Annotated in this window: 8 protein-coding genes, 1 pseudogene and 1 other annotated feature; of the genes and pseudogenes, 8 read left to right on the top strand and 1 reads right to left on the bottom strand. The window is 36.2% G+C overall.

The features are described from left to right. Window positions 1-62: 62 nt before the first annotated feature. Window positions 63-542, bottom strand: coding sequence for a hypothetical protein (locus J4P91_RS10945; RefSeq protein ID WP_207994166.1), 480 nt, complete (start codon window positions 540-542; stop codon window positions 63-65). Window positions 543-758: 216 nt separating this feature from the next. Continuing rightward, window positions 759-971: a binding site (T-box leader), on the top strand. 105 nt (window positions 972-1,076) lie between these two features. Between J4P91_RS10945 and aspS the strand changes: the two genes are divergently transcribed. The 8 genes and pseudogenes from aspS to J4P91_RS10905 form a co-directional block, all read left to right on the top strand. Continuing rightward, window positions 1,077-2,375: an aspartate--tRNA(Asn) ligase gene (aspS, locus tag J4P91_RS10940; RefSeq protein ID WP_207994165.1), complete on the top strand. Its 1,299-nt coding sequence runs from the start codon at window positions 1,077-1,079 to the stop codon at window positions 2,373-2,375. Window positions 2,376-2,626: 251 nt separating this feature from the next. Then, complete coding sequence (locus tag J4P91_RS10935) at window positions 2,627-3,391, top strand: vWA domain-containing protein (RefSeq protein WP_207994164.1); 765 nt, start codon at window positions 2,627-2,629, stop codon at window positions 3,389-3,391. A gap of 11 nt (window positions 3,392-3,402) precedes the next feature. Continuing rightward, window positions 3,403-4,176: a protein phosphatase 2C domain-containing protein gene (locus J4P91_RS10930; protein ID WP_207994163.1), complete on the top strand. Its 774-nt coding sequence runs from the start codon at window positions 3,403-3,405 to the stop codon at window positions 4,174-4,176. A gap of 27 nt (window positions 4,177-4,203) precedes the next feature. Further along, entirely contained in the window at window positions 4,204-4,569 is a 366-nt protein-coding gene (locus tag J4P91_RS10925) for an EsaB/YukD family protein (protein WP_017149772.1), read from the top strand. 33 nt (window positions 4,570-4,602) lie between these two features. Beyond that, complete coding sequence (essC, locus tag J4P91_RS10920) at window positions 4,603-8,613, top strand: type VII secretion protein EssC (protein WP_207994162.1); 4,011 nt, start codon at window positions 4,603-4,605, stop codon at window positions 8,611-8,613. Window positions 8,614-8,732: 119 nt separating this feature from the next. Further along, window positions 8,733-9,002, top strand: coding sequence for a WXG100 family type VII secretion target (locus J4P91_RS10915; protein WP_207994161.1), 270 nt, complete (start codon window positions 8,733-8,735; stop codon window positions 9,000-9,002). 82 nt (window positions 9,003-9,084) lie between these two features. Next, complete coding sequence (locus tag J4P91_RS10910) at window positions 9,085-11,760, top strand: tetratricopeptide repeat protein (RefSeq protein ID WP_207994160.1); 2,676 nt, start codon at window positions 9,085-9,087, stop codon at window positions 11,758-11,760. A 26-nt stretch (window positions 11,761-11,786) separates the two neighbouring features. Further along, window positions 11,787-12,412 (top strand): annotated as a pseudogene (locus tag J4P91_RS10905) (hypothetical protein); the annotation flags it as partial.

The raw sequence follows: 12,412 nt of genomic DNA, 5'->3' as shown, positions 1-12,412 counted from the left end.
ATGAATCAGAAAAGAGCCGTGATTTTTCATTCAATCACGGCTCTTTTCTGAGGGATAAATATTCATTTTTTAGTTTCTTTAAACACAAAATGCTCTTTAAACTTTCTACCTTCCACTTTCAGACCATTTCGCATTGCACGGAAAGGATGCTCTTGCCATGTAATCATGACATCTACTTCGTCTGCTTTTATAGAAACAGGAAAATTCGCATGTTCAAATCCTGTTTTCCCACTTGCTAATCGAGCTTCTTTTAAAGAAAAGAGTTCAGATTTTGTCTTTGTGTTTGGTTCATTTCGGAATACTTCTACTTGAACGTTATATACTTCATCTTTTCCAATGTTTTGTACAGAGAAGTGATACGTGTGAAAGACACCTTTTTTAGGTTGTAACATGTCTTTGTCTGTTTTCTTTACTTCGTCAATATTGACTTTCCATTGTTTTGAGTTTTGCGAGATGGGTAATGATTGCGGAGAATACGCGTATACTTGATTTGTCATTATCATGCATAATAGTAACAGTGTGGAACTTACAATTTTTCTCATGTATAGACCTCCAGAATACATTTACTAATAATATGCGTGATACAATCAATTGCTATGTAATAGAATGAGATGTTTTTGAGATGGGGAGGTTATGATTCAAAGGCATTTCAAAAACTTGAAGAAAGGATTGCAGAATGAGTTTAAAATAAAAAATCAGAAAATAACGAAAAAACACTTGCGTTTTCTCTTTTAAAGGAATAGAATACTCTGTAAATATAAAAAGTGATGAACAGGAAAAGTACATGATGCAAGGGTCTCCAGAGAGCAATCGGTTGCTGGGAAGATTGCGATACCGCATGATGGAAAGACACCTGTGAGCGTTGCTTTGAACGTGATGATTAGTAAAAGCAAACGGTACCTACCGTTATCAGGTCTAAGATGGTCAGTATGGCAATTTGGGTGGTACCGCGGAAAAAATCCGTCCCTATTTCTAGGGGCGGATTTTTGTATTCTTTGAAAGGAGGTGAGTGACCGTGGATGATGACGATGACAACAATAATGTAAATAAATATGAGAATATAGGAGGAAACAATAATGGATCAAACAATGAAGCGGTCACTCGTTCGTGAATGTAAAACGTCTAGTAAAAAGGTGGTTTTACTACAAGGTTGGGTGAAAAAAATTCGTCACTTGGGGAATATCAGTTTTTTATTATTACGTGACCGAACAGGTGTCATCCAATGTGTGTTAGAAAAAGACTTGGCCGGCTATAAAGTTGATGTGGAAAGTGTTGTTCAAATTACGGGAGAACTAGTAGAGACAACGAAAACAGAATTAGGCGTGGAAGTGCTTGTGCGTAAAATACAGTTATTGAATACCTCTGATCCACTTCCATTTGAAGTGAACAAAAGAAAGCTGCAAGTTGGTTTAGATCAAATGTTAAATGAGCGCGTGGTATCACTTCGGCATGAACGGATACAGGCAATTTTCACGGTTCAATCGACACTCGTACAGGCATTTAGTGAATTTCTAATAGAGAACGATTTCACACGTATATTTACACCGAAAATTGTTTCACAAGGAGCGGAAGGTGGAGCGAATGTTTTTAAACTACCTTATTTTCAGAAAGAAGCATATTTAGCACAGTCACCGCAATTTTATAAACAGATGATGGTCGCAGGCGGATTGGAACGTGTTTTTGAAATTGCTCCAGTTTATCGAGCAGAACATCACAACTCTTCCCGCCATTTGAATGAATATATATCTTTAGATGTAGAACTTGGGTTTATTCATGATTTTCATGAAGTGATGACATTAGAGGCAGATGTTTTACGCTATATGTTTGAACAAGTAGGACAGAAATGTGAAAAAGAATTAGAGCTCTTGCAAGTTACGGTTCCTATCATTACAGAAATTCCAAAGATTACACTTGCAGAGGCACAGCGTATTTTAAAAACAAAGTACCAAAAAGAATCACCAGCTGGCGATTTAGATACAGAAGGGGAAAAACTACTTGGAAAATATGTGATGGAAACATACGGTAGTGATTTTGTCTTCATCACACATTATCCGAAAGAAGCGAGACCGATGTATACGATACCGAATAAAGAAAATCAAGCTGTTACGGATTCTTTTGACCTATTATATAAAGGGTTAGAAATTACGTCAGGTGCGCAGCGCATTCATGAGTATGGTATGTTACTTGCTTCTTTTAAAGAAAAAGGGCTACAACCTGAAAATTTTCAGTCTTATATTGACACATTCCGATATGGCTGTCCGCCGCATGGTGGTTTTGGAATCGGTCTAGAAAGGCTTGTTTATAAGTTTTTAGAACTATCAAATGTTCGAGAGGCGAGTGCGTTTCCGAGGGATTGTACGCGTCTTGTGCCATAACCATAATAAAAACTCTTCATATATGGAGAGTTTTTATTATGTATATATAGGAAGAAGTAGAGAATGAAAAACAATATTCGTTTCGTGAAGGAATATTGGAGAGGTATTCTTTTAATCATAAATAATAACATTGTATAAATAATAGGAAAAAAATTCTATAATACATTGAGAAAACGAAAATTCATACGTTATAATAAACTATGAATATAAAGAATTCTTGTATAATTTTTTTATGAGAAAGGGTATGGAACATGTTATATCAAACACAAGCAACACAGCAAACACCAGCGTATATTATTTATTTACTTGATGTGAGTGCATCGATGAATCAGATGATGGATGCAGGAGGAGAGGAGAAGCGACGTATTGATATTGTGACAGATGCTCTTTCCTTAGCAATTCGTCAAATGGTGTTTCGTTCTACGAAAGGCAGTCGTTTGTTGCCAAGATATCGTTTATCTATTTTAGCTTATAGCGATCATGTCTTTGATTTATTAGGTGGTGTGAAAACAATTGATGAAGTCGCAAGATTACGTCCGTTAGAAAAAATTCAAACGCATCGTTTAACAGATACAGCAAAAGCTTTTTCAGTAGTAGAAAAGTTATTGGAAAATGAATTACCAAATTTACAAGAAGGACCAGCCCCTGTTGTTTGTCATATGACAGATGGAGCATCAACAGGTGAAGATCCGGAACCAATCGTACAGCGGATTATGAATATGTCAGTACCAGATGGGAAGGTTCTCGTTGAAAATATTTTTATTTCAGATGAAATTATAAAAGAGCCGATTTCAAATATAAAACAATGGAAAGGCATTATGCCAGATACAAACATTTCGGACGAATATGGTGCAAAGCTCCAGCGTCTTTCATCACCTATTCCTGAAAGTTATCGTGAAATGATGATTGAGCATGGATTTCATATTGCAGATGGGGCGCTTATGATGCTACCTGGCACAAACGCAGATTTAGTATCACTTGGTTTTCAGATGTCTGCTGCGACGCCTGTTCGATAGGAGGATAGCGAATGTTGATACATGCTTTGCCACAATTGGAAGAAACACCGTTGCAAGAAGAGACTACTGAAATTTTTACATGTCGTTATAGTTATTTTAGGGCCAAGGAAGCACAGGAGTTAGATGAAGGTGGACAAGATTTTTTAGCGTTTCAGGTAAGTGGAAATCGTTTTATATTTGCACTTTGCGATGGTGTAGGCATGTCTTTTCATGGAGAGATAGCAGCCCGATTTCTTGGAACAAAATTATTAAAGCTATTTGAAACTTGCTTGGATAAGGAGCAAGATTTTTCTAATTTTTTATACAAGAGTTTACAAGATTGGGAAAAAGAAGCGATGGAGGAAGTGAAAGCGTTTCAGTTACCAAGAGACACTCCTTGGTTACTTCGTGATGTATTGGAAGAAAAACGAAATCATGGCAGTGAATCCATGTTTATTGGTGGAACAATTGAAGTCATTCCAAATCGAGATGAAGTGAATGTAATGTTAGTTGCACATGGCGATTCATTCTTGCAGCTGTTTCAGGAGAATAAGAAGTGTTTTGATTTGATAGAGTATGAGAGAAACACAGAAAATAGATGGTCTACTCATCGCGGAATACTTGGTGGGGAGTTGAAAATTATTTCGAAAACCTTAGCCAGAAAAGAAGCAAATCGGCTTGTCATACATTCGGATGGTTTGATGCCACTCCTTCATTATAATTTTGAAGAAGTAACAGAGGAAATCAAACGGGCGCAGAGCTCTCCAACAAGTGATGATATTTCATTCCTTGATATTTCTTGGTAAGAACATGATGAAAAAAGGTGAATAAAGTTGGAAGAAATTATTGTGACGTACATAAAGCAGTCAAATGAAGAAATAGATATTGCGATTCCAAATGATGTAAAAGCGGAACAAATTATTGAAGCGATTTTACATCATGAAAAGATAGATGAAACATTAAGTGGAATCTATGAAATTCGAGCAGCAAAGGATAAAGAAGAATGGCATTCTATTCGTAATGATGAGACTTTGCGAGATAATGATGTCTGGGATGGTCAATATATTATGTTGCATAAAAAAGGAGCAATCATTCCTTCTTTTGAAATGTTACCAGCAAAAGATCAACATAACGAATCTGTCATACCTGATGTGCCTTCTGATGAAGGAGAAGGTTATGTATGGAAAATGATTGAATAGAATGTTTTGTGAAAGAGGAAGGAGAAATGTTTTGTGCAAAAATCACCATATTTTCAGCGCTCTCCGCGTATGAAAGTAGATATACCAACTGGAAATATCGTCATTCATGATCCGCCTAATATACCGGAGGAGCCGAAGTTTTCCATTGAAACAATGATATTACCAGCGGCGATGACACTTTTAACGCTCGTATTATATTTTGTGATGATGAAAGTGATGAAAATGAATTCAAGCTACTTGCCGTTTATGATGGTTTCTAGTATCCCGATGTTAGGGTCCTATGTATTTACAGCAATAGGGTATTTACGCAATAAGAAAGAACATCGTCAAATGGTTGAACAATTGAAAACAAGATACTTAGAACAAATTCAAAAACACAGGGTAGAGTTAGATACATTAAAGGTCGAACAAGCAAAATATTTAATTACACAAAATCCAAGTCCTTTAAAAAGTGTGCAACGAATTGAAAATCGAGAAAGTAATTTATGGGAAAGAACTCCGGAAAGTCCAGATTTTTTAGATATTCGTATTGGAACAGGATCCAGACCATTTCTAGTTGAGTTAAAAGTTCCCGAACAAAGGGGATATGAAGAAAATACATTAGTTACAGAAGCGCAAAATGTGAAAAGAGATTTTACAACAATTCCTAATGGGCATATTTCAATCTCTCTGAAAAAAAATGATGTAATTGGTGTAGTTGGGAATAAAGAAGATAGATTAAACTTTATTCGAACTGTAACGACACAAATTATGACGCATCATGCTCCAAATGAAGTGAAAATAGCGGCCTTTTATCATGAGCGGGAGAAAAAACAATGGGACTGGATGAGATGGCTTCCGCATGTGTGGGACGAGCAACGAAGCATGCGTTTTTTAGCAGAGAATGAACAGGATGCACAAAAGTTGGCAGAATCATTATTTACACCGCTTAATATGCGCAGAATCTATAATTCTTCGGCACAAGCGGATGCCAAAGTACCATTAATCCCGATGTATATTTTCTTCTTATCTGCAAGAGAATTTTTAGAAGATGATCCTCTTATTCCTATGTTACTCAGAGAAGGAGAAAGTGTGGGCGCTTCTACATTCATATTTGCAGAACAAAAAGAACGATTACCAATGGAATGTGATATTGTTATTAACTTAAATGGAGAAAACGGTGAATTAGTAGAAACATTTTCGAGCTCGGCTGAAAATAGTGGAACGACACGTGCTAGTTTTAAAGTGGATCGTCTTTCATTTGAACGCTGTGAACTAGGTGCTCGTAGTATCGCACCGATTCGAATGAAAAGCTCTACAGCAGCTAACATACCTAAAGTACTAACATTTTTAGATCTATTTCAAGTAAAGAAAATGGAAGAGTTACAAGTGTTAGATCGCTGGAATGAAAATCGCTATCCAACTTCATTACCTGTTCCAATTGGAGTAAGAGAAGGAAATAAACCTGTATTTCTAAATATCCATGACAAAATTGAGAAAAAAGGACACGGTCCACATGGACTAATGGCTGGTACGACAGGATCAGGGAAAAGTGAAGTTATCCAGTCTATAATCGCAGCATTAGCTCTTACATATCACCCTCATGAAATGGCATTTATGCTAATTGATTATAAAGGTGGGGGAATGTCAAATACATTTGCAGGGCTACCACATATTATTGCGTCGATTACGAACTTAGAAGATCCCAATTTAATAGAACGTGCAAGGATTTCGTTGAAAGCAGAGTTAGAGAGAAGGCAAAAGCTGTTCATTCAAGCTGGAAATGTCCAACATCTTGATGAATATTATGAAACAACTTGGCGTGAAAAAGAACCTCTGCCACATTTATTTATTGTTATTGATGAGTTTGCTCAAATGAAAAAGGAACAACCCGAATTTATGGACGAACTGATTAGTGTCGCTGCAATTGGTAGAACACTAGGAGTGCATTTATTGCTAGCGACGCAAAAGCCTTCTGGAGTCGTGAATGATAAGATTTGGAGTAACTCTCGTTTTCGAGTTTGTTTGCGAGTGCAAGATGACGCGGATAGCCGTGAAATGCTAAAAATTCCAGATGCATCTAAAATTAATGTTCCTGGACGTGGGTATTTACAAGTCGGTAGTAATGAGATATTAGAACTATTCCAATCAGCTTGGAGTGGAGCACCATATAATCCAGATGAAGAGAAGGTTGTAGATATTGTTGATTTCACAGAAGTAAAACTTTCGGGTAAACGCATAAAAGTGAAAAAGCGTCCGAAACCTATGACGAATAGTCCAAAGCAATTGCAAGCATTTATTCAATATATACAAACAATATCTGAGAAAGAAAATATTAAACCATTACCAGGACCTTGGTTAGCGCCTTTACCAGAGAAATTATTATTAAATCAATTCTATGAAATAGAGAATTGGAATGCGGATGTATGGAAGCAAAGAGAAGAAGAATTGCAGCTAACGATAGGGCTAATCGACGATGTGGCAAATCAAGCGCAGTATCCTTTGAAATTAGATGTACAAGAGGGACATTTAAATATTTACGGTATGCCAGGTACAGGAAAAACGACTCTACTACAAACAATAATTATGTCGCTTGCATTATCTCATACACCAGAGGAAGTAAACTTCTATGTGGTTGATTTTGGTCGCATGTTTTTAGACTTTAGAGATTTACCACATGTGGGTGGAATTGTACAAGAAGACGAAATTGAAAAAATGAAACGGTTGTTCAGCTTTTTGAAGAAGGAAGTCACATATCGAAAAGAAGGTTTTTCTGATATGGGAGCAAAATCTTTCGCGATGTATAACCGAATGGTAGAAACAAAGATTCCAGCTATTGTCGTAATGATAGATGGTTATATTAGGTTCCGAAGTGAGTATGAGAAGGAAAATGAAATTTTAGAGCAATTATTACGTGAGTCAAGTACGTACGGTATTTATTTTCATTTTTCACTCAACCAAACAACTGATATGTTTGACCGTGTTCGTAACAATATTCCGATGTCAATTTCGTTTGAATTGCAAGATAGAACAGAATATTATAGTTTAGTTGGAAGACCAAACTTCCCATTAATTGATGTACCATCTGGTCGTGGGTTAGCGAAAGGACAGCCCCCAGAACTATTCCAAGCAGCATTACCTTTTATTGGGGAAAATGAATTGGAATATTCTCAGCAATTAAAAACAATTATTCAAAAAATGAATGGAGCATGGACTGGAGAGAAAGCAAAATCAATTCCAATGGTTCCGAAAGAGTTGTTTGTTGAAGACATGCTAGAGCAATCAGAATCGTCACAAATTTGTGCAGGTATCGAAACAGAAGATATTCGCTTGCAAAACTTTTCATTGGAGGAAATGACAAATATTTTCATTGGTGGAAGAATTGAAGGTGGTAAGACATCTTTATTACAAACACTAATTTTTTCTCTTACCTATCAACATGCACCTGAAGAAATTGAATTACTCATGATTGATTTAAGCGAAAAAACAACGGGTATTTTGGCTCTTGGAGAATTACCTCATGTTAAAAAGCGAATTACAGATGGAATGCAATTAAAAGAAATGCTAGATGAGTTGCTAGAAATAATAAATAACAGAGAAGTGGTCATGCCGTCTTTAAATCCAAATGAAAAAATGAAGTTTCCATATTCGAGGATTATGATTGTTATTGATGATATTGATCAAATGCTGGCGTTATTATCTACTGATTTTGATGCGAAAAATAAAATGGAGCAAATTGTTCAAAACGGAAGAAATAAAGGGATCCATTTTGTTGCAGCGGCTACAACTTCAAGTGTAACTAATTATTCACATGAAAAATGGTTTGCGGAAATCAGAAAACGAAGCTTTAGTTATTTATTAGGTACCACGCAAAATAATGATGTGTATTTCTTTAATATAAAACTCCCACATGTAGAAATGGATCAGGAGTTAAGAAGTGGTGAAGGATATTTTGTACGCAGGCAACCTATGAAAGTAAAATGTGCTTTTACACCACTACATTTACTGCAAGATTTAACCAAAAAGATTGCTGGAAAATGGTTAGAATCGGCAGAAAGAATATAAAACTTGGGTAATTTGCAAAAAAATAGTATTTTTTTGTAAATTACCCCTTTAAAAACAGTGTGAATATAGTTTATAATCTAATTGTTACAATATTAATAGATTGAAAGGGGAAATACAGGATGGAAATTAAAATTACACCTGAAGAACTTGATCGAATTGCTGGTAACTTTACAAACGCAGCAGGTGAAGCACAACAACAAATTAATAGACTTGGAAACGACATTGATAATTTAAATGGTCAATGGTCTGGGTCAACACAAGCAAAATTCAATGCGAATTTTAATGAAGCTAAACAAGAAATGAGCAAATACATTCCAATTCTACAAAACATTTCTGCAGAATTGAAAAAGATTGCTACTAACTTCCGTAACGTGGATAACTCATATTAATAGCAGAACAATTGCAAAAGGCCAGGAGCTATTGTTCCTGGCCTTTTCTTTAAAAATCGTCATATGAGAGTAAGGGGATAAAATGGGATTCCGACCAGAAGTAGGAGAAAAAATATCTTTTCATACAGATGTTTATAGCTTTACAAAACATCCAGCAGTTATCGGTATTGAAATGCCATATGGGCAAGAGGGTAGACAAGGGATTGTCTATCAATTACAACATGAAAATAGTGTAGAAAGAATAGCTTTAAAAGTTTTTAAAGAACGCTATCGTGATGAAAAACACCAACTGGCATTTTTAAAACCGCTTTCTCACCTAGTGGGGCTTAAAGTATGTTCGCGCTATATTGTCACAAAAGAAGAACATACAGCTGCGATTGAAAAATCAGAAGAACTTGCTAATAGTATTGTGATGCCGTGGATCGAAGGACCAACTTGGGCAGATATTTTACAAGAACAAAAATGCTTATCAAAGCAACAATGTTTTTCGATTGCCGAGGCGTTTCTTACAACGCTAAAAACAATGGAAGAGAATGAAATTGCACATAATGATTTATCATCTAGTAACATATTAATTCCTTATTTAAGTGATAATCCAATTGAAGGTCAACATAATATTGAACTCGTTGACGTTGAACAAATGTATGGTCCGAAAAGTAAAAGACCTTCGTTATTACCAGCAGGCTCAGCTGGCTATGCGCCAACATTTCTAAAAGGCGGAGTATGGCAAAAAGAAGCGGATCGTTTTGCTGGAGCCATTTTATTAGGCGAAATATTAAGTTGGTGCAGTGAAGAAGTTCGAAATAAGAAATGGACAGATGCAAGTTATTTTAAAACAGAAGAAATGCAGACAGAGTGCGAGCGTTATGTATTGCTCAAACAAACATTACATAAAGACTGGAATAGTAAGGTTGCACATTTATTTGAGAAGGCTTGGCATAGTAAAAGTTTTGCAGAATGTCCGAGTTTTGCACAGTGGTATGATGCGTTCAATAGTATTAGAGAGATGATTAAAATTGATGCGGAAAGAAAATCAGAACAAGAGCAATCTCTTTTTGTATCGAAATGTTTGGAAATTGCAAGATTACTAGAAGAGAAAGGCTTTAAACAAGCAGCTTTATTTGAATATAAAACCATTCTCAATTCATCACATCCATCAACTGCTCTAAAACAAGAACTAACATATTTGATTAAGGCGATAGAGAGTCAAGAACCTGAAATGAATCAAAAACAGGTGCTGCAAGGTTATTTGGAATTAGCTACTGAATTGGAGAGAGAAAACAATGCAGAATTTGCTTGTTTCGTCTATTCGCGAATCATACAATTTCCAAACATTGATCAAGCGTTAAAAAAGGAAATTGAGAGCATCATTGAAGAGATAAAAGAACAACAAGGAACATACCCTACTGAAGAAGTAGCCGCTGCTGTGACAGTTCCAAATAGCATTTTGCAAAACCGTAAACAGACAAAGAAACAAGTTGAATATGATATAGATGATGAAATATTAAATGCGAAAGCATCGAATCAGCCTCTTACTTTAACGCATGAACAAAGAGAACCATCTGCTTTTTCAAAGTGGTGGGGAAAAAATAAAAAACGTATTTTAATCATTGGCTCAATTGTAATTGTAGTAACAGCTGGTTCACTGTCTTATTATTTCTATACAACAAATAAGAAATATCAACAGTTCATGGATCAAGCTCGGCAAGCATATCACGATAAAAAATATAAACTGGCTGAAGAAGCTGTAGCTCAGGCGATTGTCGTGAAGGGGAAAGATGAAGCACATTTACAATTAGCAACAATTTATATTGCGGAAGGAAAAAATAAAATCGCTATCGATTACCTTACGAAGCTAATAAAAGAGAAAGAAATTGGTAAAGACAACAAAGAAGCAGCGTATTTATTAGCTTCAGCAAATTTTCGAGTTGGGAAATTCCAAGAAGCAGTACCGAATTTCGAGCAGGCACTTGCGAATAATGCAAAGGGAATCGAAATGTATAAAAAAGATGCGATGCGTGATTTAGCTGTGAGCCATATGAAAATGAAAGAATTTGAAAAAGCAGAAGATGTCATTGTTAAAATGAGCACAAAAACAGATGAGGATAAGGCAATTGTTTCTTATCTAAAAGGCCAATTGGCAACAGCAACTGTACAATTAGACAAAGCAGAGTCCTTTTTTAAAGAAGCCATTAAAGAAGATGACAAAAATGCTACTTATGTAATTGAACTTTCTAACCTATATGTACTTTGGAATAAGACGAACTTAATTGATAGTGCGAAAAAAGAAGGAAACTACCAGCAAGCATCACAAGTATTACAAACAGCAATCCAAAAGGATCAAAATAATATAGAGCTATTAAATCAATTAGGAATTGTGTATTACGAAGCTGGTCAATTTTACGAAACGCGTGATGGGGGCAAAAGTACAGCAGCTTACCAACAAGCACTACAAGCTTATAACGGTGTTGTCAATAGTGGTATGCGCGACACAAATACGCTTGTAAATATAGGGATTTTATACGATAAAGTGGGACAAGGAAATGAAGCAGAAAGGTTTTTCTCTGAGGCATTTGCACAGAATGATGAAGACCCGCATGTGAATTTTGCATATGGCATGTTTAAAATTAAACAAAAGAAATATGAGGAAGCAAGCCGATTCTTAAGAAAAACTGTACAAGCAAATGAAAACCAAGCTGAAGTAAAAACAGCACAAGACAAACTATCAGAAATGAAAACGAATGGCTGGATTCAATAAAGATGGGAAATGGGGAGAAAGACAGTATGGAAGAAAATAATAATTTAGGTAAGAAAGTCGCAATATCTGTTATGTCAGCAGCTTTATTAGGTACATCTGGTTATCTTATCTATGATAAAGGCTTTAATACAGCTGGAAAAGAAACAGTAAAATTAGCAAGTAATACAGAAGAGAAAAAAGATGATCGAATTACAGGAGGAAACGGCCTGCAATCTATGTTTCCTAATTTACTTGCTGATCCAACAAAAAAAGATGCAAAGCCGGGTGAAAAACCAGGAGAAAAACCAACCGTTAATTTAGCAGATTTAATTGGAAATAATAAATCGCCAATCACACCAGTAACTTACAGTCCAGATGAAGTGTCGATCGAAAAGAAAGAACCAGAAGTTAGGCTATCAGATGCACCAACACCACCAAAACTTGATCTACCAACTAATACGGGAGGACCAGTGGCAGAGCCGAGTAAGAATTTGCCGGATAATGTAGTGGATACAGGGAAGACGCCAACCCCTACAGAGCCGCCGAAGGAACAAGAGGGTAATGGTAACCAAGGAGGCGGTGGAACTACTGGAGAAGGTGGAACTACTGGAGAAGGTGGAACTACTGGAGAAGGTGGAACTACCGGAGGCGGTGGAACTACCGGAGGCGGTGG

The organism is Bacillus sp. XF8, from assembly GCF_017498755.1.
Taxonomy (GTDB): Bacteria; Bacillota; Bacilli; order Bacillales; family Bacillaceae_G; genus Bacillus_A; species Bacillus_A bingmayongensis.
Note: the sequence above shows the minus strand (reverse complement) of the source record. Positions and strands in the feature narration are given on the sequence as shown.